The 24,222-nt window shown below is 48.3% G+C and carries 32 protein-coding genes; 9 read left to right on the plus strand and 23 right to left on the minus strand.

Annotation, left to right across the window (positions count from 1 at the left end):
* Positions 1-4: 4 nt before the first annotated feature.
* The 11 genes from deoB to ACWJJ5_RS15760 all read right to left on the minus strand — a co-directional run bounded on the left by deoB (position 5) and on the right by ACWJJ5_RS15760 (position 9,895).
* The gene (gene deoB / locus ACWJJ5_RS15710) at positions 5-1,189 is read right to left on the minus strand and encodes a phosphopentomutase (protein ID WP_454022518.1); all 1,185 of its coding nucleotides are present in this window, start codon (positions 1,187-1,189) and stop codon (positions 5-7) included.
* A gap of 167 nt (positions 1,190-1,356) precedes the next feature.
* Positions 1,357-2,247, minus strand: a complete 891-nt coding sequence (gene xerD / locus ACWJJ5_RS15715) for a site-specific tyrosine recombinase XerD (RefSeq protein ID WP_012117897.1) — start codon at positions 2,245-2,247, stop codon at positions 1,357-1,359.
* A 7-nt stretch (positions 2,248-2,254) separates the two neighbouring features.
* Positions 2,255-2,482, minus strand: a complete 228-nt coding sequence (locus ACWJJ5_RS15720; protein ID WP_070082057.1) for a YqzK family protein — start codon at positions 2,480-2,482, stop codon at positions 2,255-2,257.
* Positions 2,483-2,596: 114 nt separating this feature from the next.
* On the minus strand, positions 2,597-3,046 hold the full coding sequence (gene fur, locus ACWJJ5_RS15725) for a ferric iron uptake transcriptional regulator (RefSeq protein WP_003153330.1): 450 nt from the start codon (positions 3,044-3,046) through the stop codon (positions 2,597-2,599).
* 112 nt (positions 3,047-3,158) lie between these two features.
* A complete protein-coding gene (spoIIM, locus tag ACWJJ5_RS15730) occupies positions 3,159-3,803 on the minus strand; it encodes a stage II sporulation protein M (RefSeq protein ID WP_077722547.1) in 645 nt (214 codons plus the stop codon).
* Between the two features lie 76 nt (positions 3,804-3,879).
* Positions 3,880-4,107 carry a hypothetical protein gene (locus ACWJJ5_RS15735; RefSeq protein ID WP_003153326.1) on the minus strand — a complete coding sequence of 76 codons (228 nt, stop codon included), beginning with the start codon at positions 4,105-4,107 and terminating at the stop codon, positions 3,880-3,882.
* Positions 4,108-4,163: 56 nt separating this feature from the next.
* Positions 4,164-4,454: a hypothetical protein gene (locus tag ACWJJ5_RS15740; protein WP_003153325.1), complete on the minus strand. Its 291-nt coding sequence runs from the start codon at positions 4,452-4,454 to the stop codon at positions 4,164-4,166.
* 112 nt (positions 4,455-4,566) lie between these two features.
* Entirely contained in the window at positions 4,567-5,880 is a 1,314-nt protein-coding gene (locus tag ACWJJ5_RS15745) for an NAD-dependent malic enzyme (RefSeq protein ID WP_014305342.1), read from the minus strand.
* 12 nt (positions 5,881-5,892) lie between these two features.
* Positions 5,893-7,299 (minus strand): Na+/H+ antiporter NhaC, encoded by a 1,407-nt coding sequence (gene nhaC / locus ACWJJ5_RS15750; protein WP_077722549.1) that lies wholly within the window; start codon positions 7,297-7,299, stop codon positions 5,893-5,895.
* Positions 7,300-7,440: 141 nt separating this feature from the next.
* Positions 7,441-8,868 carry an aspartate ammonia-lyase gene (gene aspA, locus ACWJJ5_RS15755; protein ID WP_003153322.1) on the minus strand — a complete coding sequence of 476 codons (1,428 nt, stop codon included), beginning with the start codon at positions 8,866-8,868 and terminating at the stop codon, positions 7,441-7,443.
* Between the two features lie 37 nt (positions 8,869-8,905).
* A complete protein-coding gene (locus ACWJJ5_RS15760) occupies positions 8,906-9,895 on the minus strand; it encodes a type I asparaginase (protein WP_003153321.1) in 990 nt (329 codons plus the stop codon).
* A 176-nt stretch (positions 9,896-10,071) separates the two neighbouring features.
* On the opposite strand from ACWJJ5_RS15760, the gene ACWJJ5_RS15765 reads away from it, so the two are divergent.
* Positions 10,072-10,425 (plus strand): helix-turn-helix domain-containing protein, encoded by a 354-nt coding sequence (locus ACWJJ5_RS15765; RefSeq protein ID WP_003153320.1) that lies wholly within the window; start codon positions 10,072-10,074, stop codon positions 10,423-10,425.
* Positions 10,426-10,435: 10 nt separating this feature from the next.
* Here the strand turns inward: ACWJJ5_RS15765 and ACWJJ5_RS15770 are convergent, their stop codons facing one another.
* Positions 10,436-11,599 carry a TIGR00375 family protein gene (locus ACWJJ5_RS15770; protein WP_017418076.1) on the minus strand — a complete coding sequence of 388 codons (1,164 nt, stop codon included), beginning with the start codon at positions 11,597-11,599 and terminating at the stop codon, positions 10,436-10,438.
* Entirely contained in the window at positions 11,599-12,153 is a 555-nt protein-coding gene (locus tag ACWJJ5_RS15775) for an NUDIX hydrolase (protein WP_327968578.1), read from the minus strand. Before ACWJJ5_RS15775 ends, ACWJJ5_RS15770 begins: the two co-directional genes overlap by 1 nt.
* Positions 12,154-12,231: 78 nt before the next feature.
* Here ACWJJ5_RS15775 and mciZ point away from each other — a divergent pair, with 78 nt between their 5' ends.
* On the plus strand, positions 12,232-12,354 hold the full coding sequence (gene mciZ / locus ACWJJ5_RS15780) for a Z-ring formation inhibitor MciZ (RefSeq protein ID WP_003153315.1): 123 nt from the start codon (positions 12,232-12,234) through the stop codon (positions 12,352-12,354).
* Between the two features lie 62 nt (positions 12,355-12,416).
* The gene (locus tag ACWJJ5_RS15785) at positions 12,417-13,337 is read left to right on the plus strand and encodes an aldo/keto reductase (RefSeq protein ID WP_102422738.1); all 921 of its coding nucleotides are present in this window, start codon (positions 12,417-12,419) and stop codon (positions 13,335-13,337) included.
* 32 nt (positions 13,338-13,369) lie between these two features.
* Here ACWJJ5_RS15785 and ACWJJ5_RS15790 read toward each other — a convergent pair whose 3' ends face one another.
* Positions 13,370-13,594: a YqkE family protein gene (locus ACWJJ5_RS15790; RefSeq protein ID WP_070082061.1), complete on the minus strand. Its 225-nt coding sequence runs from the start codon at positions 13,592-13,594 to the stop codon at positions 13,370-13,372.
* 122 nt (positions 13,595-13,716) lie between these two features.
* Between ACWJJ5_RS15790 and ACWJJ5_RS15795 the strand changes: the two genes are divergently transcribed.
* On the plus strand, positions 13,717-14,631 hold the full coding sequence (locus ACWJJ5_RS15795) for an alpha/beta hydrolase (protein WP_025649815.1): 915 nt from the start codon (positions 13,717-13,719) through the stop codon (positions 14,629-14,631).
* A 39-nt stretch (positions 14,632-14,670) separates the two neighbouring features.
* Here ACWJJ5_RS15795 and ACWJJ5_RS15800 read toward each other — a convergent pair whose 3' ends face one another.
* From ACWJJ5_RS15800 to ACWJJ5_RS15820, 5 genes are all read right to left on the minus strand, one after another.
* Positions 14,671-14,910, minus strand: coding sequence for a DUF2552 family protein (locus ACWJJ5_RS15800; RefSeq protein ID WP_003153307.1), 240 nt, complete (start codon positions 14,908-14,910; stop codon positions 14,671-14,673).
* Entirely contained in the window at positions 14,885-15,247 is a 363-nt protein-coding gene (locus tag ACWJJ5_RS15805) for an iron-sulfur cluster biosynthesis family protein (protein ID WP_014305346.1), read from the minus strand. Before ACWJJ5_RS15805 ends, ACWJJ5_RS15800 begins: the two co-directional genes overlap by 26 nt.
* Before the next feature lie 72 nt (positions 15,248-15,319).
* Positions 15,320-16,288 carry a bifunctional GNAT family N-acetyltransferase/GrpB family protein gene (locus ACWJJ5_RS15810; RefSeq protein ID WP_070082063.1) on the minus strand — a complete coding sequence of 323 codons (969 nt, stop codon included), beginning with the start codon at positions 16,286-16,288 and terminating at the stop codon, positions 15,320-15,322.
* On the minus strand, positions 16,285-16,629 hold the full coding sequence (locus tag ACWJJ5_RS15815) for an antibiotic biosynthesis monooxygenase family protein (protein ID WP_003153298.1): 345 nt from the start codon (positions 16,627-16,629) through the stop codon (positions 16,285-16,287). Before ACWJJ5_RS15815 ends, ACWJJ5_RS15810 begins: the two co-directional genes overlap by 4 nt.
* Before the next feature lie 12 nt (positions 16,630-16,641).
* Entirely contained in the window at positions 16,642-17,112 is a 471-nt protein-coding gene (locus ACWJJ5_RS15820; RefSeq protein WP_003153297.1) for a GNAT family N-acetyltransferase, read from the minus strand.
* A 215-nt stretch (positions 17,113-17,327) separates the two neighbouring features.
* On the opposite strand from ACWJJ5_RS15820, the gene ACWJJ5_RS15825 reads away from it, so the two are divergent.
* The 5 genes from ACWJJ5_RS15825 (at position 17,328) to ACWJJ5_RS15845 (ending at position 20,621) form a co-directional block, all read left to right on the plus strand.
* Complete coding sequence (locus ACWJJ5_RS15825) at positions 17,328-18,554, plus strand: DNA polymerase IV (RefSeq protein WP_094247816.1); 1,227 nt, start codon at positions 17,328-17,330, stop codon at positions 18,552-18,554.
* A 14-nt stretch (positions 18,555-18,568) separates the two neighbouring features.
* Entirely contained in the window at positions 18,569-18,913 is a 345-nt protein-coding gene (locus ACWJJ5_RS15830; protein WP_071391657.1) for a YolD-like family protein, read from the plus strand.
* A gap of 99 nt (positions 18,914-19,012) precedes the next feature.
* Positions 19,013-19,219 (plus strand): YqzH family protein, encoded by a 207-nt coding sequence (locus ACWJJ5_RS15835; RefSeq protein ID WP_003153294.1) that lies wholly within the window; start codon positions 19,013-19,015, stop codon positions 19,217-19,219.
* A gap of 73 nt (positions 19,220-19,292) precedes the next feature.
* Complete coding sequence (locus ACWJJ5_RS15840) at positions 19,293-20,363, plus strand: AI-2E family transporter (protein ID WP_166706163.1); 1,071 nt, start codon at positions 19,293-19,295, stop codon at positions 20,361-20,363.
* Between the two features lie 90 nt (positions 20,364-20,453).
* Positions 20,454-20,621 (plus strand): DUF4083 family protein, encoded by a 168-nt coding sequence (locus ACWJJ5_RS15845; RefSeq protein ID WP_024085556.1) that lies wholly within the window; start codon positions 20,454-20,456, stop codon positions 20,619-20,621.
* 1 nt (position 20,622) lies between these two features.
* Here the strand turns inward: ACWJJ5_RS15845 and ACWJJ5_RS15850 are convergent, their stop codons facing one another.
* From ACWJJ5_RS15850 to ACWJJ5_RS15865, 4 genes are all read right to left on the minus strand, one after another.
* Positions 20,623-21,018 (minus strand): VOC family protein, encoded by a 396-nt coding sequence (locus ACWJJ5_RS15850; RefSeq protein WP_128575032.1) that lies wholly within the window; start codon positions 21,016-21,018, stop codon positions 20,623-20,625.
* Positions 21,019-21,042: 24 nt separating this feature from the next.
* Positions 21,043-22,002, minus strand: coding sequence for a type I pantothenate kinase (coaA, locus tag ACWJJ5_RS15855; protein WP_003153290.1), 960 nt, complete (start codon positions 22,000-22,002; stop codon positions 21,043-21,045).
* 75 nt (positions 22,003-22,077) lie between these two features.
* Complete coding sequence (dsdA, locus tag ACWJJ5_RS15860) at positions 22,078-23,427, minus strand: D-serine ammonia-lyase (protein ID WP_278071145.1); 1,350 nt, start codon at positions 23,425-23,427, stop codon at positions 22,078-22,080.
* Between the two features lie 16 nt (positions 23,428-23,443).
* Positions 23,444-24,220: an SDR family NAD(P)-dependent oxidoreductase gene (locus tag ACWJJ5_RS15865; protein WP_101312002.1), complete on the minus strand. Its 777-nt coding sequence runs from the start codon at positions 24,218-24,220 to the stop codon at positions 23,444-23,446.
* Positions 24,221-24,222 lie beyond the last annotated feature (2 nt).

Raw genomic sequence — 24,222 nt, forward strand, 5'->3', positions numbered from 1 at the left:
CCCCCTACTGTAATCTTGATAAAAAGCTTTTTCCGTATTCCGGCTTTTCCGTTTTGAAATTATCCGCAATGGTTGCGCCGATATCGGCAAATGTATCCGCAAGCGGCAGCTGTTCAGTGTGTTTGTGCTTTTTGCTGTAAACAAGAAGCGGCACATACTCCCGCGTGTGATCCGTGCCGTGATGGACAGGATCATTGCCGTGATCCGCAGTGATGATCAGCAGATCGTCTTCTTTCATTTTTCCCAACACTTCCGGAAGCCTCGCATCGAATTCCTCAAGCGCTTTTCCGTACCCTTCCGGATCGCGGCGGTGTCCGTACAGCGCGTCAAAATCAACGAGGTTGGCAAAGCTCAGGCCCGTAAACTCTTCACCGAGCGTTTCAATCACTTTGTCCATGCCATCCATATTAGATACCGTGCGGCGGGAAGATGTAATGCCTTCTCCGTCATAAATATCAGAAATTTTGCCGATGGAAATGACGTCTAATCCGCTGTCTTTCATTCCGTTCATTACCGTGCGGCCGAACGGTTTGAGCGCATAATCATGACGGTTCGGCGTGCGTTTGAAACTGCCCGGTTCGCCGACGAACGGTCTTGCGATAATCCGGCCGACCATGTACTTCGGATCAAGCGTCAGTTCTCTGGCCGTTTCACAGATGCTGTACAGCTCTTCCAGCGGAACGACATCTTCGTGAGCCGCAATCTGCAGCACGGAATCTGCTGATGTATAAACGATCAGCGCACCCGTTTCCATATGTTCTTTTCCGAGCTCGTCCAGAATCGCCGTGCCTGAAGCCGGCTTATTTCCGATGATTTTCCGTCCTGAACGCCGCTCAAGTTCCTGAAGAAGTTCATCCGGAAATCCTTCCGGGAACACTTTAAACGGTTTTTCAATGTAGAGGCCCATAATCTCCCAGTGCCCCGTCATCGTATCTTTCCCGTTTGACGCCTCCTGCATTTTTCCGTAGTACGCAAGAGGGTGCTCCGTTTTTTCCACGCCCTTAATGTCTCCGATCAGTCCGAGACCGAGCTGCGCCATATGGGGCATATGTAAGCCGTTCATGTGCTCTGCGATGTGTCCGAGCGTATTTGCGCCTATATCATTAAAATCGGCGGCGTCCGGCGCTTCACCGATTCCGACAGAATCCATTACGATCAAAAATACCCGGTTATATTTGTATTCAGACATCATAAAAGCCTCCTTTTCTTCCATCTGTCCATTGTAGCTTACAGAGGTCAGACAACTCAAGTATAAACCGTTTACATTCTTGTTGACAATGCCGATTCAAATAATTAGAACCTTCTCTGTATTCCGCCAATCCGGCAAAAAAGCCGCGGCCCCTCCGGCAGCGGCTCCTAAGCGCGCGGATGATACTGTTTGTACACGTCCTTCAGCCTTGTTTTCGTCACATGCGTATAAATTTGCGTCGTGGAAATATCGGCATGTCCGAGCATCTCCTGCACGGCGCGCAGATCCGCGCCGTTTTCGAGCAGGTGCGTTGCAAAAGAGTGCCGGAGCGTGTGGGGTGTCAGCTCTTTTTTAATCCCCGCTTCAAGGGCGATTTTTTTCAGGTTTTTCCAGAACCCCTGACGGCTGATCTGCCTGCCGTGATGATTCAGAAAAAGCGCTTCGGTTACGTTTTTCTTTAATAATTTCCCTCTGGCTTTTTCAATGTATGCTTCTATCGCATGGGAAGCGGCTTCACCAATCGGCACAATCCGCTCTTTCCGCCCTTTTCCGAAGCAGCGGACAAATCCCATCGTCAAATGGACGTCGGATAATTTCAGCTCGATCATCTCGCTGACCCGGATGCCGGTTGCGTACAGCAGTTCAAGCATGGCTTTATCCCTGAGACCGAACGGGCTGTCAAGCTTAGGCGTGTCCAATAACCGCTCAACTTCGTGAAGCGCCAATACTTTCGGAAGCGTCCGCTCTGTTTTTTGTGTTTCAATATGTACCGAAGGATCTTTATCCGCGGCTTTTTCCCTTAACAGAAATTGATGAAAAGACCGGATCGACGCCAAATGCCTGGCAGACGTCTTGCCGGATTTCCCGGAGTCCTTTATATGCTTTAAATATTGAATAATATGAAGACGGGTCACATCATTCCATGAAGTGATCTGAAGGGTTTCAGTTAAGAAGAGAGAATAACTTTTCAGATCACGCTCATAGGACATCATCGTATTTTGGGACAGCCCTCTTTCAACCCTCACATAATGGATGAAATCCTTAATTTGATCCTTCACTCTTGATCTACTCCCCGTTTTGGTAAAAAAAGATCAATCGGCCGAACCAGCCGTCTTTCTCCTCATGGTCCGTTTTGGCCACTTTGACGGCGGAGCCTTCCGGTTTATCGTACCGATGATAGTTTTCATACTCTGAATTCACCCATATCATAGCATAATAGAACAGCGCGGTAAAACCTGTGAACAGAATAAACACTTTGATCGTATCCGCGGCTGTTTTCAGGAATCTGCCCATCTTTCGATCGACCCTTTCTTTGGCGGCTGTTAGTACACCTTATGCCAATTTCAAAGGCTTTTATACATAAAAACAGCAAAAAACCCTTTCCTGGCAGAAAAGGTTCATAGGCTTTTACTCTGTTTCATCCCCGCGGCAGCGGTGGCAGATTCCGTGAAAAGTCAATCTATGATCTTTAATTTTAAATTTCCAATCACGTTCAATCACTTCTTCAACGTCTTCAAGCAGATCTTCTTCAATTTCATCGACGGCTCCGCACTCCATGCAGACCAAATGGTGATGAAAGTGAGCCGCGCCTTCTTTGCGAAGGTCGTAGCGGGATACGCCGTCCCCGAAGTTAATTTTATCAACGACTTTTAATTCTGTTAATAATTCTAATGTACGGTATACTGTAGCGAGACCAATTTCAGGAGATTTCTCTTTTACGAGGAGGTATACATCTTCTGCGCTTAAATGGTCTTCTTCGTTTTCAAGCAGCACTCTTACCGTTGCTTCCCGCTGTGGCGTAAGCTTGTAGCTTGACGAGTGCAGCTGCTTTTTAATTCGATCAATACGGTTTTCCATGTCTTTCCCTCCTACGCCGCATTCCATGACTCATTATAACAAAATACGCGCAGAGTTCCAACTATAATTATTATAAACTGATAAATAAAAGTATTATTTTGTGATAATTATTCTAAAATATGCGTGAAGACAGCTTTTCCATAAACATCGGAGACACGTACGCTTCGAGCAGCGAAGCGATGACCGAGAAGAAAACGATGAGAATCAGTACGAAGGCGTAACGTCCGAACCATTGGATCGGCGCGTCATGAAGGCTGCGTTTGACAAACAGCTGCCGGATCAGTTTCAGTGAAAAAGCGATGGAGCATGTCCCCATGATAAGATATGCCGGAATGAGAACGATGTTTTGCGGCAGAACCGAAATAAATGACAGGAAAAACCCGTTCATCCCCATTTGATTCACTAAAAAACCGACCGTGAAGCCGACGACGATTCCTTTTAAAAACACCATAATGAAAATAACCGGAAGTCCGATTACGGAAATACCAAGAATCCACATCAGCCCCAAATATTTTACATCATGAAAGACGGCCTGCCAAAACATTTCTGAAGCGCCGGCATGTTTTCCGTCAGACAGCTGTCCGAAAAACTTGCTTAAATAGTAATACAAATCTTCTTTCTGCGTGATGGTCATGCTGTTGACGATGATCGCCCCGAAAATGACTCCCATCAAAAACAAGACGAACACAAATATATAAAGTGACAGATGATCCTTTACATGGCGAAAAAACAGTTCTTTGTACGATTGTTTTCTCATACCGCTTTCCTCCCGCTAATCTATTGACTTGATTTAGTAGATTGTATGAAAGAAAAGAGAAAACATGACAGAGAAATCATAGAAAGGCGCGAGATTCGGGCATAAAAAAAGAACCCCCGTCATCACTCCGGTGATCATAGGGGTTCCTTTTTTTATGCTTTATTCTTTCAAGCCTGTCTTTTTTGGTTTTCGTCACTCTTTCATGGGTGCTGAAAGACGGCGCCGTCCCCCTTGACAAGACTGCGTCACGCATCCCGTTTCTTCTGAGATGCTCCCGCATTTTTTTCGTTTTGCTTTTCGCCATGTGCCAATCGCTCCTTTTTGCCTTTTCTTTATCATAACAAAAAAATCCAGATGTATTCATGAATACGGCTCATGTTTCGACCGGTAAGCGCGCAGAGACGTTTTGGCAGATGAATAGCTCCCCATGGCGGCGTATCCGTAAAAAAATCCCATAAAAATCCCCGCATACACGTGTTCATGGTGACCGAAAACGATAGACACAACATTTCCGGCAGCAAGGGCAATCGTGGGAACGAATATGCCCGGAACCCGGCAGAACACTTTGATCAGCTGTGTAACGCATAAGACGACCGGCACGCCGATCACAGCATCCCAAATATTTGTATGGATCAGCGGAAAATAATCCACATCGACACCTCTTTATTCCGTCTTTTGCTATCTGTTAGCCTGCCTAAGAATTCCGCTTCCTATTCATGATAAAAAAACAGCACCGGCACATGTCCGGTACTGTAAGAGTTGTTTATTTTCCTGCCGCGGCCCGTTCTACGGCTGCTGATACGGCCTGATGCACGTCCGCATCCAAAGGCTGAGGCACGAGATCGCCGTGTTTTGTGCAAGAGGCGATGGCTTCTGCGGCCGCCACAAGCATTTCATGGTCGATTTTCTTGCTTTTGGCGTTCAGCGCGCCGCGGAAAATACCCGGGAAGCCGAGAACATTATTGACCGAGCGGCCGTCGGCTGCATAAGCGGCTCCGGCTTGTAATGCGTCTTCCGGTTCAATCTCCGGCTTCGGATTAGATAAGGCCAGAATGACATGTCCTTTTCTGACATCCTCTTTTTTAATGAGACCCGGAACTCCGGTAGTGCTGATCACAATGTCACACGTGTCCATTAAATCTTTGATGCTTCCAAGCGGCTGACCTCCGTACTGAGCGAGGCGGTTCATTGCGTCTTCTGACTTGTCCGTTCCGCAGACCGCTTTGACTCCGTATGCCATAAACATGCGGCAGATGGCGACGCCTGCCGCGCCGAGACCGATCTGTCCGACCTTCGCTTCTTTTAAATCAAGACCGGCGCTTTTACAAGCGGAAATGGCGGCGGCGAGCGTGACGACCGCCGTGCCGTGCTGGTCATCGTGCATAACCGGAATATCCAGTTCTTCTTTCAGGCGGTCTTCAATGTCAAAGCAGTGAGGCGAACCGATATCTTCAAGCAGAATTCCGCTGAACCCCGGAGAAATATGTTTTACCGTGCGAATAATTTCTTCCGGATCAGAGGTATCAAGCAAAATCGGAATTCCGCTGATACCCGCCAGCTGGTCAAAAAGCGCGGCTTTCCCTTCCATTACAGGCATTCCCGCGACAGAACCGATATTGCCGAGGCCGAGAATCGCCGTGCCGTCGGTGACAATGGCGACAGAATTGCTGATTGTCGTATAGATGGACGCTTTTTCGGGCTCGTTTTCAATCAGTCGGCACACATCGGCGACGCCCGGCGTATAAACACGGCCAAGCTCAGCCAATGTCCGGATCGGCATTTTGCTTTTCATCTGAATTTTGCCGCCTTCATGAGCAGAGAGCACTTCATCTGAAACTGTATGAAGCCGAATGCCTTCCCCGAGAGCTTCAATGGCTTGAATGATTTCCTGCAGCTGCTCTTCATTTTCGGCCTGCACCGTGATGTTGCGCATTGTGTAGTTCGGGCCGACTTTAACGGTTTCAACTTCCCCGATATCTCCGCCCATCACTCCGATGGCGGTTGCCACTTTTCCGAGATTTCCGGGAACAGTCGGCGTTTCAATCATTAACGTCCGAATCATATGCTTTGTAATCATGAAATGAACCTCCTAACCCAATTTTTGAGATTGCAAGGATTTTTCTTTCGTGTACCAAATGAATTTCCCCGTGTATCCGTACAATATTGCCAGTCCGATAGATACAAAACTGAGCCACATGAACGGCAGATAAGAAAATGTGGATACGCCGAGAATGCCGGCCATATAGATGCCGTTATCAGACCACGGCACCATCCCTGAAGTAAGCGTGCCGCCCACCTCTGCGTTCCGGGATAAAACTCTTCTGTCAAGTTTCAGTTTATCATAACTGTTCTCCATGATTTTCGGCGTCAGAATCAATGACACGTACATCGCACAGCCGAAAATGTTTCCTAAAAGGGCGACGATCAATGTCGAAAGCGTTACATTTCCCGGTGTGGTCAGCTTTTTCTCAAAAGTTGAGACAATCACTTTTAATACGCCGAGCTTCTCAAGAATTCCCCCAAAACCGAGACCGAACAGAATAACGACTAACGTATCCAGCATACCGGTAATGCCTCCGCGGTTTAACAGGCCGTTTAAAAATTCGACGTCCGTTTTAATGGAAAAACCATTATAAGCAGTCGCAATGGCATCGGCAAAATTCATTCCCTGAAAGACGGAAGCCCAGATTGCGCCAAGCAAAGCACCGATGACGATAACGGGCATAGACGGCTTTTTCAAAATCAGAAGGACAACGACGACAACAGCCGGGATGAGCATCCATATATGAATGTCAAACGTTTTCTGCAATGAAGACTTTAAAAATTCCACTTTGTCGAGATCAATATTTTTTCCGCCGTATATAAATCCCGTTACGGTAAATAGAATGGCCGTAATAATATAGGACGGAATTGACAGATACATCATCGCTCTGACGTGTGACAGCACATCCACCTTAGAAAGCGTGGAGGCAAGCACCGTACTGTCAGACAGCGGTGAAAGCTTGTCTCCGAAGTAAGCGCCGGACAAAACGGCTCCCGCTACGATCGGAAGCGGTATACCCATTCCCTCTCCGATGGCAATCATGGCGATCCCCGCGGTTCCCACGGTTCCCCACGACGTTCCGGTCGCAACGGACATAACGGAACAAATAACCAGTGTAGCCAGAAGGAAAATATGGGGATTAATAAACTCTAAACCATAATAAATTAACGTCGGCACAACACCGCCGGCAATCCATGTCCCGATGAGCGCACCGACCGAAACGAGAATCAACACCGCTTCAAGACCGTTTGATATCCCGGTGACAATCGAATCCTGCAAGTCTTTATATGAATATCCCAGCCTGACTCCGAGAATAATAGCGAAAAACCAGGATATTAATAGAGCTAGCTGGATCGGCAGGTCTAAAAACACTGTGAACGATAAGACAAGTGCTAAAAACCCGAATAATAAGATAATAATTTCCAATAAATTTGGCAATCTGACCTCTTTCACAAGAAAATCCCCCTAGAAGAAAAAAGCTAAAACGCTTTCATCAAATGATATAACAAATTATACTATACTGCCTCATCCCTTTGTATGGCAACCGCCTATTCACTGAAAAACGTGAAAAGGCGGCTGTTGTTGCTTTAAAATTTATTTTTCTAATAGATCTTTTCCGGCAATCCCCGGTTTTGTCATTTCATACGGATTCAAAATGATATCCAATTCTTCTTCTGTCAGGACATCATTTTGAAGGCAGAGATCTCTTACAGATTGCCCCGTCATGATGGCTTCACGGGCAATTCGCGCAGCCGCTTCATAGCCGAGGTGCGGATTGACCGCTGTAATGACGCCGACGCTTTTTTCCACGTATTGCTTCAGACGTTTTTCGTTGGCTTCAATTCCCGCCAGACAATGATCGGTAAATGAACGGAACCCGTTATTCATGATGCTGATGGATTGAAGCAGGTTAAATACGAGTACCGGCTCCATTACGTTAAGCTCCAGCTGGCCCGCTTCTGAAGCGAGGCAGATCGTATTGTCATTCCCGATGACCTGGAAGGCGATTTGGTTGATCAGCTCTGCCATTACAGGGTTGACTTTCCCTGGCATAATGGATGATCCCGGCTGACGGGCGGGCAGTGAAATTTCCGCAAGTCCCGCGCGCGGGCCTGAAGCCATTAAGCGCAGATCGTTGGCGATTTTAGACATGTTCATCATGCATACTTTCAACGCGGCTGAAACTTCCGTATACGCATCAGTGTTTTGTGTGGCGTCAACCAAATGGCCGGCGCCGACAAGCGGCAGTCCGCTGATGTCAGCCAGGTGCTTTACAACCTGTTCTATGTAGCGCGGATCGGCGTTAAGCCCCGTCCCTACGGCCGTTGCCCCCATGTTGACTTCATACAGATGCTGGCGGGATTGTTTAATTCGCTTTATGTCACGCTCGAGCACGCGGCTGTATGCTTCAAATTCCTGTCCGAGACGGATCGGCACAGCGTCCTGAAGGTGTGTGCGCCCCATTTTAATGACAGAATCAAATTGTTTCGCTTTATCCTTAAAGACACTCAGCATATGCGCCATCGTATCAAGGAGCTTATCCAAAAGTTTTAAGGTGGAAATATGGATTGCCGTCGGGAACACGTCGTTCGTCGATTGTGACATGTTGACGTGTGTGTTCGGGCTGAGGTGAATGTATTCACCTTTTTTATGCCCCATGATTTCAAGCGCTCTGTTGCCGATTACTTCGTTGGCATTCATGTTCATGGACGTTCCGGCTCCCCCTTGGATCGGATCGACGATGAATTGGTCATGCCATTTCCCCTCAAGAATCTCGTCTGCGGCCTGGACAATCGCATTTCCGATTCCTTCATACAGCCGTTTTACATCCATATTGGCAAGCGCCGCCGCTTTTTTGACGATGGCGAGCGCATTAATCATTTCTTCGTGGATGCGGTATCCGGTAATCGGAAAGTTTTCTTTCGCGCGCAGCGTTTGTATTCCGTAATACACATCAGCTTCAATTTGTTTTTCTCCGAGGAAATCTTTTTCCTGACGATATTCTTTTTGCGCGTTTGTCATGCTAAAACCCTACTTTCTCTTTGTGGTAGTCATGTTTTTACAGTACAACGTCGTCTGCGATCGGTGTCTCCATAATGTTTTTGACTTCAGCCAAGTTGTGAGACTGGCCGAGCGCCCACATTAATTTCGGCACGATGGCTTCCGTGTTCATATTTCTGGAGCGGATAATGAGATCTTGATTGACTCTTCGGCCGACTTCATAGACGCTCATGTCCTCTCCTTCTTCAAGACATTGTGTCGTAATGACGACGACAATGCCGCTTTCAATCATTTCATTGACTTTGGCGAGAATGTCTCTTCCTTCAAACGGCACGCCGCCGCTGCCGTAGCTTTCAATGACGATTCCTTTGTACATGCCCTTTAATGCGTCAAACATTTCCGGTTTCAGCCCCGGGTGGAGCTTGAGCAGGCACACGTCCGTGCAAAGTGATGTATTGACCGTAAAGGCATCGTCTTTTGGCATGTGCACTTGTTTGTTGTATTCAATTCCGTTTTCGGTAATAAACGCGATATACGGATAGTTAATGCTCTCAAATGCATCATAGCTTTTCGTTCTTAATTTAATGGCGCGTGTGCCTTGAATGACTCTGCCGTCAAATACGACGTATACGCCGCCCACCCCTTCACATGCGAAGCGGATCGCGTCCGTGATATTTTTTTTGGCATCGGTTTTTTGAAATGTAATCGGGATTTGCGAACCCGTAATGACGATCGGTTTATCAGCATGCTGAAGCATATAAGACAGTGCCGCTGATGTATACGCCATTGTGTCTGTCCCGTGCGTAATGACGAACCCGTCATATGCGTCATATTTTTCTTTGACAGCATTTGCGATTTCGGCCCAGTATTCAGGCTGCATATTTGTGCTGTCGATGTTCATTAACGAATGGGTTTCCATCGTGTAATCGTTATCAAGTTTTGATACGTAGGTTAACAATTCGTCTGCTTTCACCCCGGGTGCAAGCCCGTTTTCTCCTTCGACTGAGGCGATTGTTCCTCCGGTTGTTAACAGCAATAATTTTTTCATACCCTGCACCTCTTCATCCATTTCTCAAGATGTGTTAAGCATTCGCTTTTCGCATACTTTTAATCAAATTATAGACAGACGATTGAAATTAATCAAGTGATTATTATTCAATTCGCGTACACTTTTGCATATCGATATGATATAATTTGCTCAAGTGAAAAGGAGCGGTTTTGAATATGAATTTAGATCGTTTAACTGAACTGAGAAAAAAGAAAAATTGGTCTCTTCAATATACGGCTGACCGTCTCGGCATCGCCAAAAGCACGTACGCCGGGTATGAATCAGGATACCGGCGTCCGTCATTCGAGGCGCTGGGCACGCTTGCCGATCTGTTTGACACGACGTGCGACGATTTACTGGGGCGCACTGAAAAAAAGGCGGAGCCGTTTACCCAGACCATCGAATTAACAAACGCCGCACAAGGCCGCGGCACACTGACCGTTGACGGACAGCCGCTGAATCAGGATGAAATCATCGAATTGATTGCGTTTGTCCGCACGAAAAAGAAGGTGCAGGAGGAGCTCCGCTAAAATCCGGCTTTTACGGCTTGATTCTGCCGTACGTCCCTCCGCCCCCGGCCTCAAGGACGAGCTGCCCGGTGCGCGCTTTATGAATGACAGCCGCTATTTTAGGCTGGACGACACGCGCCAATTCCTCTTCTTGCGCCTGATGAAGAATCGCCATCTCCGTCCCGAAAGCCCGCTTCAGTTTGTCTAACGTTTTCGGCCCGACCCCCGGAATGAACTGCAGCGGGATTTGATGAATATACGGCGGCCGCGGCACGCGGCTTTTTTTCGGTCCGCTCAGTTCCTCCAGCCGTTCACTGACCCCTTTTGTCATTGTTTTCCCCCCGCACTCCGGACAGGCGGAAGCTCCTTTTTCCACTGGGCCGCCGCAGCGGTCGCAAGCCGTCCGGTAATACTTCCCGAGCTTCGGGTTCAGCCCGTAATTCGCCGTGATTTTTCTTCCGTCCTTCCCTTTTAAAGCCAGCGAAAATTCCGTGAAATTCGCTTCTTTAAGAAGCATTTCATTATATTCTCTGCCGATTTTTCCTAAGGAATGCGCATCAGAATTTGTTAAAAATGTATACGGATCAAGTTCCGTTACCCGCGAAGCCATGTCGGTGTCACAGCTTAACCCGAGTTCCGCCGCGTCAATGAGCGCCGGGTCGAAAACTTCTGTCAAAGAAGATATGACCCCTTTTCCGTACAGGCTTTTATGCGGGGTGAACATATGGGCGGGAATAAACAGCCCGCCCAATTCCTTTGTTTTCCTTTGAAGATTCAAACCGGTTTCATAAATACGCTGGGAACTGAGATGGATATTTTTAAGCCTTTTTGCGAGCCACTCAGAAAACATCTTCATTTCGGCAAGAGACGGCATAAAGACGAGAACGTGAATCGGCCCGCGGCATGTGTGATCATAGATTTCAAGCTCACTGCCCAACAGAAGCGTCGTATTCCGATACCGGATGCCGCCTTCTTTCAGCTCACGGTATCTGCCTTCATCAATTCCGCGCTCGATTTCTTCTATGACTTCCGGGGAATGGCAGTCGATGATGCCCAATAGTTCAATTCCCTTCCCCTCACTGGCCTCTTCTAAAATCCGATGCAGCGTCAACGTTTTGGCCCCGGTGATTTTGACCGGTTTTCCCGTATAGGTGCGGCCGATATGAATATGCAGATCCGCATAGATGGTTTTCATCATTTTTCCTTCAGCGCTTCTTTCAGCTGGAGATACTGAATCGCGTACGCCGTTTTTGCGTCATACACCCTGCGGGATTCAATCAGCTTCACGGCCTCTTCAAGCGTGACCTGCATGACTTCGACAAATTCATCCTCATCCAGTTCGCGCTTTTCTTCCAGCGGCGAAAGCCCTTCCGCAAGAAAGAGATGCACGATTTCATCAGCAAACCCGGGTGATGTATAAAAAGCGGTGATTTTCGTCAAGGTTTCCGCCGTATATCCCGTTTCTTCCTCGAGCTCTCTTAACGCCGTATGTTCCGGCTCTTCCCCCTTTTCAAGCTTACCGGCCGGAATTTCAACGATTGTCCGTTCCAGCGGCTTTCTGAACTGGTTCACCAAAATGATTTTTCCTTCCTCGGTCACCGCAAGTACGGCCACCGCTCCCGGATGTTTGACGATTTCCCGCTTGCTTGTTTTTCCGTTCGGGAGCTCTACATTCTCTAAGTAAAGATCTATGACTTTCCCGTCATACAGCTTTTTTTTCGCAAGTGTTTTTTCTTCTAAATGTTTCATCATGTCATCTCCCGTTCTGTCTCTCTATTATGCCTCATATATTTTATCATACATGCATGAGAGGGAGGTGCTTTTCGATTGAAGGTGTATCGGAAGGATAAAAGTATCGTATTGGTCGGAAAGGCGTGGGAAGTGCGGGCTAAACTGAAAGAATACGGGCGGACATTCCGCTATGTCGGAGATTGGATCACCGGGCCTTAACAGTTGAAAACTTCGCGCCTTTATATTACGGTCAATAAAAGACTATAAAAAGGAGCGAAACGATGAGAAAACGCACACTGGGACATTCTGATTTAGAAATAAGCGAAATCGGGCTCGGCTGTATGTCGCTGGGCACAGATAAAGCTGAAGCGCTGTCTATTTTGGATGAAGCGATCGAGCTTGGAATCAATTATTTAGATACCGCTGATCTTTATGATTTCGGCAGAAATGAGGAAATTGTCGGGGAGGCCGTCAAAAACCGCAGGCACGACATCATTTTAGCCACGAAAGCCGGAAACCGCTGGAATGATGATAAAGACGGCTGGCATTGGGACGCCTCCAAAGGATACATAAAAGAAGCGGTCAAAAACAGTCTGCGCCGGCTGAAAACGGACTATATCGACCTTTATCAGCTGCATGGCGGCACGATGGAAGACCATATTGACGAAACGATCGAAGCGTTTGAGGACTTAAAACAGGAAGGTGTCATCCGGTATTACGGCATTTCCTCGATTCGTCCGAATGTCATTAAAGAATATGTAAAAAAATCAAATATCTCAAGCGTTATGATGCAATACAGCCTGCTGGACCGGCGTCCTGAGGAGTGGCTTCCCCTTTTAGAGGAGAACGGGATCAGCGTTGTCGCCAGAGGGCCTGTCGCTAAAGGGCTTCTTACGAAAAAACCGCTTGATCAAGCAGCCGCAAGCGTAAAAGAGAACGGCTATTTAACATATTCTTTTGCGGAACTGGAAGAAACCAAAAAAGCGATCAGCGCTGCCGCACCTGACTTGAGCATGACGGAGCTTTCCCTTCAATACTTACTGTCACAGCCGGCCGTCGCTTCTGTCATCACCGGAGCCAGCTCACTTGAGCAGCTGAGAGAAAACTGTTCGGCTGCAGAGGCCCGGCGTTTAAGCAGCCAGGAAATCAAAGCTCTGCAATACCATACAAAACGGGACGTATACGAAGCCCATCGTTCTTAAACAATAAAACCGGCACCTTGTCAGATGCCGGTTTATTTATATTTGTGCCAATCGAGACTGCTTTCATTCAGCAGCTCTTCAAAGCTTTTATTTTTTTCTTTTTCTTTTCGTTTTCTGATTTGTTCCGCTTTTTGCTGCGCCTGTTTTTTCTCGTCTTCTTCCTTCAGCTCACTTTTCATTTGCAAAAGCCTGGCCTTCAGATCTTCCCCCAGATCGTCTTTTAAGCTGTGTTTTTCTTTAGGCAGCTGCTTTTTCATCATTACGCCCCCCGGATCTGAATATGGTGAAGCAAGTGTACCACGGAGCGCCGGCGGCCGGCAACGTTCACGGGCCTGAAAAGCCAGAGGAAGGATTTTCCATATGAAAGGAGGGTGCCTGTGTGAAAAAATGGCTGGCGGTGTTCGGTTCGGCTTGCGCAGTCTTTTTGGCTGCCGGATTCGCTTTTACGAATCTGATTATGTTTATGAAGAAAAAGACGGATGAAGATATCATGAAAAAAGAAACGGCCGACGGGCATGATAGATTTGATTCCTTTCAGGCCATGGAAAAAGAAGAGGCCGTCATCCTGTCACGCCACGGGTATGAGATCAAAGGCTTTTACGTCGCCCCGCATCATACGGCAAACACCATGATTATTTGTCACGGCGTTACCGTAAATTCGTTCAATTCATTGAAATACATGGATTTATTTTTAGATTTAGGCTGGAATGTGCTCGTATATGACCACCGCGGGCACGGAAAAAGCGGCGGCAGAACGACGAGCTACGGCTATTTTGAAAAAGATGATTTGGAAGAAGCCGTGAATTGGGTGAGACACAAAACGGGAGACGGCGGTCAAATCGGCATCCACGGGGAATCGATGGGAGCGGTGACGGCCTTATTATACGCGGGCGGGCATCAGGATGAAAACGGCGCTGATTTTTATATTGCGGACTGTCCGTTCGCAAGCTTTCGCGATCAGCTCGCCTACAGGCTGAAGCGGGAGTTCCGGCTGCCTCCGTGGCCGCTTCTGCCTTTGGCTGATTTCTTTTTGCGGATGAGAGAAGGATACCGTATCCGTGATGTATCGCCTTTATCGGTTATCAGCCGAATCCGGCAGCCCGTGCTGTTTATTCACAGTAAGGAAGATGATTATATACCTCCCGCTTCTTCCGAATTGCTGCACCGCAGAAAACGCGGCCCGAAGATGCTCTATCTGGCCGAATCGGGCGGGCATGCCATGTCGTACACCAAAAATCCGGAGAGCTACCGCAAAGCCGTTCAAACCTTTTTAGATACCATGACGCAAACGTAAAAAAGCGAAAGAACGTATGCTGGTTCTTTCGCTTTCCCGTCATAAAACGTCGGTAATCCCGTCCATATTTTCTCCGATCCAGTCAATGGCGAGGTCGATTGTCGTAAACTCCTGCGCTTTGAAGGTCATCTCATCCTGAAGCAGCCAGACATCCTTCTGAACGGATTCAGCGCCTCCGATGGACCAGTGCAGCAGACTGTACGGGTGGTTGTTGTTCAGAAAGGATACCCACGTTTTATGCTGTGCCGTCTGTTTAATGGCTTTCAGCTTTTGATTCACTTTCCGTTTCTCCCTGCTTTACTAATATGCTCATTCTCGGGCTCAGCATCTCTGCCGGGCTTTTTAAGACGAGCGTTTTTGCCTTTTCATTGTAATCGATTGTCATTTCCTCGTCAAAAAACACTTTTTGTGAGGTCTGGATGTAAAGCGGAAGTCCGTTGGTTTCAATGGCCTCGCATTGTCCCGTTAATTCGTCCGCCAGCCAGATGGTCGGCACGCCGCTCACCGCGCACCCGCAGCCTTCTGCGTCATAGCGGAGCTGCGCTTTTTTCCCCGGGTTGGCGTCCATCGCCTGCTGAAGTGTGTGTTTCGCCGCATCCGTCACATGTATTTGCATAGATGATCCTCCGTTTTTCATTTTCGCCATTGTAGCATACCGGAGCCGCTGTATGCATTGTTTCTGCTTTCTTTACAGCAGCCTGCTCTCCCAGTCCTTTGCCTCTTGTTCAGCCGCCTTGATCCAGTCATTTTTCCCTTCACTATACTTTTCCATATCGTATGGGTATGCCTTTGCGAGCCGCCGTTTCAGTTCCATGTATTGAGCCGCTTTTTCAGGCTTTGCAGTGAGGTAATCCCGGAACAGCAGATGACGCTTCACATCCGGATGGCCTGTTTCGTATATGTGGATGTGGTGTGTGCGCTTGCTGCCGCCTTTTTGAAAGAAACGCCGGCCCTCTATCCCGTTTTCTCCTTTCGCCTCATAGCCGAGTGCTTCCAGCTGCGGACTGAATCGGTCAGCGTCCAAAATATCTTTGACCTCCGCCAGTATATCAATGACGGGTTTTGCGGCCATTCCCGGGATGGAGGTGCTGCCGATATGGCTGACAGAATGAAGAGCGGGGCCGAAGATTCGGATCAAGTCCGCCTTCTCTCTTTCAAACATCTCTTTCCATTCCGGCTTGTACGGAACAACTTCCGCTTTCCTCTTCGGATAAAGATGAAAAAACGAGAGGGTCAGCCCTTCCGGCGTCTCTGTCTGTCCGGCTTCTATGAACCCGGTTTTTAAATAGAGAGAGACTGCCGGAACGTTTTGACTGGCGGTAGCCGCCTCTATTTTTTGGGCGTCCCGGTTTTGATCTATCACAAATTGAATAAGCGCCTGTCCGATTCCTTTCCGAAAGCCGGACGGGTGCACCGTCAGCCTGCATATGACAAGGTCATATCCCTTTTTTTCATACGAAATGACGCCTGCAAGCCGATCTTTTTCCTTGAAACCGGCAAACGTCTCCCGTGACCGCTGTATGTCATCGGGTGTTTCATGCAGGGCTGGAATGCCGAAAAAGCCGATCAGCTCGGCTTCTTTTTGATAAGAGCAGCGTTGAACCGCCGCAATTTCCCGCGCCGTCTGTTCTTGTGTATGCCGTAAAAATGTAATCAATCTTCCGCCCCTTTTGACGCAAACATCCGCTGTGACTCCGTCTTCGTAATGCGGACCGCGTACGCTTCATACCAGGCGCTTTTTCCTTTTTGTTTTGCCGCCCGGTGGTCAGTATGGTCTTTCCACCTTTTAATCGCTTCCAGGCTGTCCCAGTAGGAAACCGTGATGCCGCAGCCGTTTTCCTCCCGAACGCTTTCCGCGCCTAAAAAGCCCGGCTGTCCGCCTGCCAAATTCATCATGCGCTCTGCCGTATGCTCATATTCCTCATCATATTTTCCCTTTATTGATGAAAAAATGACCGCATAATAGGGCGGTTTGGGCGTGTCAGCTAAAAAACCCATATTCATCCCCCTCTACATATATTTCACAAACAGAATCCGGTCTTCTCCCGGACCGTCATAATTCGCAAAAACAGGGATTCCGTTTACGGTTTTGGTTCCTTTTTCAACTTCAAAGCCCAATTTTGTATGATAAGCGATTGATACTTTATTGACAGGCGCCGTCACGCAATTGACTTTTGTGCAGCCCCTTTTTTTCACCGTCTCCATAAATCGATCGTAGAGCTGTTTTCCAATTTGCATTTTTCTGAAATCCGGATGCACACCGGAAAAATGAATGTAGGCTGTCTCAGGGTCTGATTGTGACTGAAAACCGATTAAAAAACCGGTCATTCCCTCCGGCCCGTACGTGATAAAGCTCGTGTCCTGAAAATGTTCAAAAAACAAGCGCGGCAGTTTGTCTTTCATCTGCCTGCCGCCCCACCATTCATTCAAAACAGACGTAACCATTTCATAGTCTTCAGAGGTAATTGTTCGAATATCCATTATCGATTGACTCTCCTTTTCGTCCGGCAAAATGAATGTCAGCTCTTCTCATTGGAATATAAAAAATTATATGTGGGTTGTTTGCAATTGTAAATGATTTCTTTTCAAGCAAACGAATCAGCACGTCTTCCAACCGGGGAATGAATTACCAGTATAAACGTGATCATTGTTCGGGTACAATGAAAAACAGAACAAATGTTCCCGGAGGTTTTTTTATGGCTGATATTCTTCTTGTTGATATGCAATCGTTTTATGCGTCTGTAGAAAAAGCGGAAGCGCCTCATCTCAAAAGCCGGCCCGTGATTGTCTCGGGAGATCCCGAAAGACGCAGCGGCGTCGTGCTTGCGGCTTGTCCGCTCGCCAAACGATACGGCGTAAAAAATGCCGAACGGCTGTGGGAAGCGCAGGCCAAATGTCCCGACGCCGTTATTGTCCGTCCGCGGATGCAGCGGTATATTGATGTATCCGTCGTGATTACCGAACTGTTTGAACGATATACCGATCTTGTAGAACCCTACTCCATCGATGAGCAGTTTCTCGACGTGACCGGAAGCAGGCGGCTGTTCGGTGATCCTTTTACAATTGCCGAAAGCATTCAGCAAGCGATTATGCGTGAATTCGGAATTTATGCCCGTGTCGGCATCGGACCGAATAAGGCGCTCGCGAAAATGGCTTGCGACCATTTTGCCAAAAAAAACGCATCCGGCATCTACAGATTGGATATGTCAAATATCAGGGAGGATCTGTGGCCGCTGCCGGTCGGAAAATTATTCGGCATCGGAAAACGGATGGAGCATCATTTAAGACGGATGGGCATCAGCACAATCGGCGGGCTTGCCGTGCACCCCGCCGAACTGCTGAAAAAACGCTGGGGCATTAACGGCGAATTGCTTCAGCGGACAGCCCGCGGCATCGATCCCTCTCCGGTCACCGTCAACACGCACAGCCGGCAAAAAGCGATCGGCCATAACATGACCCTCCCGAGAGACTACAGCCGCTTTGAGGATATCAAAGTCGTGCTGCTGGAGTTAAGCGAAGAAGTGGCCCGCCGCGCCCGTTTCAAACAATACATCGGCCATACGGTTTCGGTCAGCATCAGAGGCGCTGATTTTGAATTCCCTTCAGGTTTTCACAGACAGAGAAAGCTGGTCTCTCCGACTAATTTCGGAATGGATATTTTTAAAGCGGCGGTCAAGCTCTTCAAAGAGCATTGGAACGGTGAGCCCGTCCGCAGCGCCGGCGTCTCCCTTTCCCAGCTGGAGCCCTGTGATTATGTTCAGCTGAGCCTGTTTGATGCTCAGGAAAAAAAGATCAGTCTCGGCAAAGTATTGGATGATATTCATGAGCGGTACGGCCCTGCGTCGCTCCTCCATGCCGCTTCGCTGACAGAGGCCGGCCAAGCCTTTCACCGGGCTGAAAAAATCGGCGGGCATTACAAATAATTGAGGTGATATACATGAATCCGAACAAATTAACACCCGGGTATAATGTCATGTGGGAATCAAGCCGGATGATGCTGCCCGAACATCGGGAGCAGCTGCTTGCAAAAAAACGAAAAGAACGGGAATTCCGGCCTCCGGAACTGAGCGAAGAGCAACTGAACGACATGAACCGCATCATTGCGGCGTCGATTGAAGAAGACAGAGCCATCTCGGTCACCTATGCTTCAGCACACGGCCCCCGCCGCTTTTGGGGATGGGTAAAACAAGTGAGGCATGACGAAAAACGTTTAAAAATCATAAACGATGAAGATGCGTTAACGCTGCCGTTTCATCTTATTCTCTCGGCTGAACTGGAATAAAAGCCTAAATCGTCCTGACAGAAAATATGATAGAAGAGTGGGAGGATCACATAATATTTAGTAGAATAAAGATGAATGACAAGAATAGGAGAATATATGATGGATCAATTTATAGAAAAAATGCTGGGACAAGCCCTCCGCCAGTATGGACGGAATGTGTCGACAGATCCGCTGAGCCCCTATGAAAAACAGAGTTTAAAAAAAGCTTTAGAAGAAAGAAGGAATGAAGAACCCGATGAGGATCTCCATGCCCATGTAGAAGATATTATCTACGATTACGTCACCAATCAGGGGCAGTTTTCCTGACACGGACGTTTATGCACCGGGCGATAAGGGAAACGTCCGAGAGTAAACCCTTAAAGATTGCGTGGTGGAGGATATGCCTGTCGGGCCTTATTTCAAGATCGGTTATGCCGTTCTTCTGTTATTTCTCATCATTTATCTCGGAACATTAATAGACTTTTTGTTCCAGCCTGTTGTGATTACGGTTAAAACCTTGTTTCCGCCCATTGTATTATCGGGCGTCCTTTACTATTTGTGCCGCCCGCTCGTTAGAGTGCTGCATGCGAAATTAAAGCTGCCCGAAGGAATGGCGATTTTAGCGATTTATGCGGGAACAGCCGGCCTTCTTGTCCTCTTCCTTTATACGGCGGGCCCTGCCGTTCAAAAACAGTTTACAGCCTTCACAGAACATATTCCGGAGCTTTCCGCAAAAGCTGAAAATTGGATCGGGCATCTTCAGGACAGCAAATGGTTTTCCCGGCTTCAGCATGGGGATTCCTTTAAAAAATTAGCGGACAAAGCCGCAAATTATTCCGGTTCAATCGCTGATTCTCTCAGCAGCCTGGCCGGTACGGCTGCCAATGCCGCCATCACCGCAGCCATTATTCCGTTTGCGCTGTATTACATGTTAAAAGAAGGAAATAAAGCCCCCCGGCGACTGCTGCGGCTTCTTCCGGAAAAACATCAAAAAGAAGGAAAACAAATCCTTCGGGACATGGATGAAGCTCTCAGTTCATACATACAAGGACAGCTGCTCGTCAGTTTCTGTGTCGGCGTTCTCGTCACAACCGGCTATTTTATCATCGGGCTTGATTATCCGCTCGTTCTGGGCGCGTTCGCCATGGTGACAAATCTGATTCCGTTTATCGGGCCTTGGATCGGCACATTTCCCGGAGTCATTGTCGGATTGTTCGATTCACCGACCGAGGCGGTGCTGGTGATTACGGTCGTCGTCATTGTCCAGCAGCTTGAAAGCCAGCTGATTTCCCCGCAAATTATGGGACGGAAGCTGGACATTCACCCGCTGACCATTATTTTTCTTCTGCTTGCCGCCGGCAAATTCTCAGGAATTGCCGGGATGCTGCTGGCCATTCCGGGATATGCGGCCGCAAAAGTGGTCATAAGCCACATGCAGAAACTATTCATTCTCAGAAAAACACAAAGCTAAGAGAGAAATGATTCATCCCCATGTCTTCACATCGGTCAAAATGAAAAAACGGCGGGCTGAAGAAGCCCGCCGCACACGGAGGTAAAAAAGATGAACATCGGTGATGTCATTTTTCAATTGATCTCATTTATTGCAGCCGCATTTTTCCTGTTTGCCGTGATATACGTATTCAGAAGCTTGAAGCAGCGCCGCATACAATTGGACAGAATCGAAAAGAAACTCGACGCGCTGCGCGAAGAAAAAAACGAAAAGTTATAGTTCATTCAGAATCAGAGGCAGGCGCAGCCAGCTCCACCTTTATCCGATCCGGGTCCTCCGTGTATACGGCGTAATGCGTGCTTCCGCCTGCATATGGATGGCGGTCCCTGTAAAGCACGGGGCATCCTCTGGCAAGCAGCTTTTCCGTCATCCCGTCAACCTGCTCTCTTGATGCAGCATGAAAAGCCAGATGGTTCAGCCCGACCCGGCATCTGTGGTACTCCGGTGTTAAAAAACGCTCCTCTGTCTGTACAAGCACAACATAAAATCCTGCGTTTTTCCAGCTGATGCCGGAGTCCCAATTTTGAAACTCCCTATAACCGAGCTCACCTAAAAACCATCCCCAAAACCGGGCGGAGGCTTTCAAGTCAGATACATACAATTCAATATGATGCATCATAATATTCGCTTCCTCCTCATATCACACCCGCCTTACCAGCACCTCTTCAACTTTATGGCCGTCACCTTTTCTCAAAATCAAATCCGATCTGAATTTTGTCGGCAGGATATTTTCATACAGATTCGGACGGTTGACGCTCTCCCAAATGGAGGCGGCCATGGTATCCGCTTCTGCATCAGACAAATCCTTAAATTTATGAAAATAAGAAGCCGGATCCTGAAAAGCGGTTTCTCTTAAGAGGCGGAAACGCTCCAAATACCACGTGAAAATCCGGCTTTCTTCGGCATCCACATAGATCGAAAAATCAAAGAAATCCGATACAAAAATCCGCGGATCTTCCCTGTCGTCCTCTAAGGTCGGCGACTGCAGGACATTGATTCCTTCGATAATAACGATATCCGCACCTTCGACAACCTCGACGGCGCCCTCTTCCCTGTCATAGGTAAGATGGGAGTATACGGGCGCCTCCACTCTCTCTTTCCCTGACTTTATATCGTTCAGAAACTCAAGCAGCGCTTTCACATCGTAACTTTCCGGAAATCCCTTTCTGGACAGAAGGTTTTTCCTTTTTAATTCCGCCGTCGGATACAAGAAACCGTCGGTTGTCACCAGGCTCACCTTCGGCCTGTCCGGCAGACGGGAAAGAAGCTTTTGCAAAATTCTCGCCGTCGTGCTTTTGCCGACGGCGACGCTGCCCGCGATTCCGATGATAAACGGGATTTTCGCTGAATGCGGATGTTTCAGAAACACGTTGACATGCTGATTCCGTCTTGCGGCAGACGTGACATGAAGATGGAGCAGGCGCACAAGCGGAATGTAAATCGTTTCTACTTCTTCCACCGACAGGTAGTCATTCAGCCCCTCTACGGCCTTGGCTTCTTCCTCTGAAACGGCAATGGAAAGATGGCCGCCGAATCCGGCCCACGACTCGCGGCTGTGCTGCGTATACAATGTATGTAAGTTCAATTCTTTACTTTTCACAATTCACACCAATCTCTCTGTATGGCTTTCCGATTAAAAAACAAACGCTTACAAAGATTGTAACGGAAAACCGCCTCACTGTCTGCCCATTTTTTTCACAAATGAGGAACCGATCCGGCTGTACTCTTCCATTTCCTCCTTGGGAACCATGCTTCCGCCGGTACTCCACACAAGGTGCACGGCATTTTCCATCTCAAGCCCCCGCTCTTTTATATAACGGTTACCGGCTTCGGTCTGAACGAACTTGACGGCTCCGGCCATACCGGCAAGTGCAGAGGGTTCAAGGCTCTTATTCTCGGCCGCTCTTAATTGATAAAGCAGCGAAAAAAGCGTGCCGTCATCAGCGGTATAACAGCCGCTGAGTATAGGCTCCATCAGAGGGCCGGCCAGTCCGGACGGCCTTCCTACCGCAAGTCCGTCGGCGGCTGTTTGATTATCAAGGCCGATATCCTGCACGCTGATTCCGTCATGCAAGCCGGAAAACAGTCCTAACAGCATACACGGTGAATGCGTCGGCTCACCGAAAAAAATATGGACATGCTCGCCATAGATCAGCTTTAGCGCAAGCGCGACGCCGCCCGGGCCTCCTCCGACCCCGCACGGCAAATAAACGAAAAGCGGTTCATCTGCACCAGGCTTTATGTTCATTTGATCGAGCTGCTTTTTCACACGGCTTCCCGCAACGGCATACCCCAAAAACAGATCCCGGGAATGCTCATCATCAATAAAATAACAATAAGGGTCCTGCTTCGCCTGCATGCGCCCCTCTTTGACAGCCAGACTGTAGTCTGCTTCATATTCGATGACGCGAACCCCCTTTTCCCGGAGCAGCTCCTTTTTCCACTGCTTTGCGTCACTGGACATATGAACGGTCACACAAAAGCCGAGCTTCGCGCCGATTATGCCGATACTCAGACCTAAATTGCCCGTAGAACCGACGGCTATAGAGTATTTTGAGAAAAAAGCGGTAAACCGTTCCTCAGTCAATATGCTGTAATCATCGTCTGTTGAGAGCATTCCCGCTTTTACCGCGAGGTCTTCGGCATGCTTCAGCACTTCATAAATCCCGCCGCGCGCTTTAATAGAACCGGAAATCGGAAGTTCATTGTCGCATTTCAAAAGCAGACGCCCTGGGAAAGCCTGAGCGGCGCTTTGTTCCAGACGCTTTTTCATTTCATTGATGAAGACAAGCGGAGACTCAATGAGGCCTCCCGCCGCTTCCGTCTCCGGAAAAGCCGACGCGATATAAGGCGCAAACCGGCGCAGTCTTTCTTCCGCTTCGGCAATCTCCTTTTTCCATTCAGCGCCATTCTTTACTGGATCATCGGTTTTATGCGGGTTGATCCAAAGTACTTCACGCGCCTCCGCCATTTGCCTGACTAAAGGCTCTGTCATCAATGCCTTGTGTATATCCCGGTCGGACATTCCTTTCTCCCCCTTGTTACTTTTTCTTTAATGCGCGGCCGGCCAGTTTTTCTGTAAACGAAGGGAAAAGCTGATACAGCTTCGTCCCGAGGCTCATCCATCGCGGAAGATTCATTTCCCGTTTATCCGTCAGAATCACGGATGTAATACGCTCTGCCACACGGTCGGCATCAAGCATCCATCTGCCGACGCTTTTCACATAACCGCCCTCTTTATCTGCAATTGTAAAGAAGTCTGTTTTGATCGGACCGGGATTAACCGTTGTCACAGCTACACCCGTACCGGCCAGCTCAAGCCGCAGCGCATTGGAATATCCTAAAACGGCGTGTTTCGTAGCGGAATAAAGGCTTGATTTCGGCGTCGCCAATTTGCCGGCCTGTGAGGCGATATTGATAATATGGCCGCTTTTCGCATGAAGCATCACCGGAAGACAGGCCTTCGTACAGGCGATTAATCCGAAGACGTTGACTTCAAACATTGCCTTCATATCCTCCAAAGATGAATCAGCGGCCGTTTCAAAAATGCCGAAGCCGGCGTTGTTGATTAATACGTCAACATGACCGATCAAACGCCTTACGTTTTCAGCCTCTTCTGCATGCCGGACGTCAAACGGAATGACATCACACTGTCCGCCGCGCGCGGTAATGGTTTTTTTCACTTCCTGCAAGCGGTCCTCCCGCCTGGCGGATAAAAAAACATGAGCCCCTTCTGCCGCGCAGGAATATGCAAGCCGTTCTCCGAGTCCGCCGGATGCTCCGGTGATCCAAATCCGCTTATCCGTTAATCTGCCCATTT

The sequence above is a fragment of the Bacillus sp. JK74 genome (assembly GCF_053663395.1).

Bases quoted from the DNA above. Each gene is read 5' to 3' on its own strand.
- deoB (WP_454022518.1), bottom strand. From the start codon at position 1,189: ATGTCTGAATACAAATATAACCGGGTATTTTTGATCGTAATGGATTCT.
- ACWJJ5_RS15720 (WP_070082057.1), bottom strand. From the start codon at position 2,482: ATGGGCAGATTCCTGAAAACAGCCGCGGATACGATCAAAGTGTTTATT.
- fur (WP_003153330.1), bottom strand. From the start codon at position 3,046: ATGGAAAACCGTATTGATCGAATTAAAAAGCAGCTGCACTCGTCAAGC.
- spoIIM (WP_077722547.1), bottom strand. From the start codon at position 3,803: ATGAGAAAACAATCGTACAAAGAACTGTTTTTTCGCCATGTAAAGGAT.
- ACWJJ5_RS15735 (WP_003153326.1), bottom strand. From the start codon at position 4,107: ATGGCGAAAAGCAAAACGAAAAAAATGCGGGAGCATCTCAGAAGAAAC.
- ACWJJ5_RS15745 (WP_014305342.1), bottom strand. From the start codon at position 5,880: ATGATTACAAAGCATATGATTCGGACGTTAATGATTGAAACGCCGACT.
- aspA (WP_003153322.1), bottom strand. From the start codon at position 8,868: ATGACAAACGCGCAAAAAGAATATCGTCAGGAAAAAGATTTCCTCGGA.
- ACWJJ5_RS15760 (WP_003153321.1), bottom strand. From the start codon at position 9,895: ATGAAAAAATTATTGCTGTTAACAACCGGAGGAACAATCGCCTCAGTC.
- ACWJJ5_RS15765 (WP_003153320.1), top strand. From the start codon at position 10,072: ATGAATTTAGATCGTTTAACTGAACTGAGAAAAAAGAAAAATTGGTCT.
- ACWJJ5_RS15770 (WP_017418076.1), bottom strand. From the start codon at position 11,599: ATGAAAACCATCTATGCGGATCTGCATATTCATATCGGCCGCACCTAT.
- ACWJJ5_RS15775 (WP_327968578.1), bottom strand. From the start codon at position 12,153: ATGAAACATTTAGAAGAAAAAACACTTGCGAAAAAAAAGCTGTATGAC.
- ACWJJ5_RS15785 (WP_102422738.1), top strand. From the start codon at position 12,417: ATGAGAAAACGCACACTGGGACATTCTGATTTAGAAATAAGCGAAATC.
- ACWJJ5_RS15790 (WP_070082061.1), bottom strand. From the start codon at position 13,594: ATGAAAAAGCAGCTGCCTAAAGAAAAACACAGCTTAAAAGACGATCTG.
- ACWJJ5_RS15805 (WP_014305346.1), bottom strand. From the start codon at position 15,247: ATGCAAATACATGTGACGGATGCGGCGAAACACACACTTCAGCAGGCG.
- ACWJJ5_RS15815 (WP_003153298.1), bottom strand. From the start codon at position 16,629: ATGGGTTTTTTAGCTGACACGCCCAAACCGCCCTATTATGCGGTCATT.
- ACWJJ5_RS15820 (WP_003153297.1), bottom strand. From the start codon at position 17,112: ATGGATATTCGAACAATTACCTCTGAAGACTATGAAATGGTTACGTCT.
- ACWJJ5_RS15825 (WP_094247816.1), top strand. From the start codon at position 17,328: ATGGCTGATATTCTTCTTGTTGATATGCAATCGTTTTATGCGTCTGTA.
- ACWJJ5_RS15830 (WP_071391657.1), top strand. From the start codon at position 18,569: ATGAATCCGAACAAATTAACACCCGGGTATAATGTCATGTGGGAATCA.
- ACWJJ5_RS15835 (WP_003153294.1), top strand. From the start codon at position 19,013: ATGGATCAATTTATAGAAAAAATGCTGGGACAAGCCCTCCGCCAGTAT.
- ACWJJ5_RS15840 (WP_166706163.1), top strand. From the start codon at position 19,293: ATGCCTGTCGGGCCTTATTTCAAGATCGGTTATGCCGTTCTTCTGTTA.
- ACWJJ5_RS15845 (WP_024085556.1), top strand. From the start codon at position 20,454: ATGAACATCGGTGATGTCATTTTTCAATTGATCTCATTTATTGCAGCC.
- ACWJJ5_RS15850 (WP_128575032.1), bottom strand. From the start codon at position 21,018: ATGCATCATATTGAATTGTATGTATCTGACTTGAAAGCCTCCGCCCGG.
- dsdA (WP_278071145.1), bottom strand. From the start codon at position 23,427: ATGTCCGACCGGGATATACACAAGGCATTGATGACAGAGCCTTTAGTC.
- ACWJJ5_RS15865 (WP_101312002.1), bottom strand. From the start codon at position 24,220: ATGGGCAGATTAACGGATAAGCGGATTTGGATCACCGGAGCATCCGGC.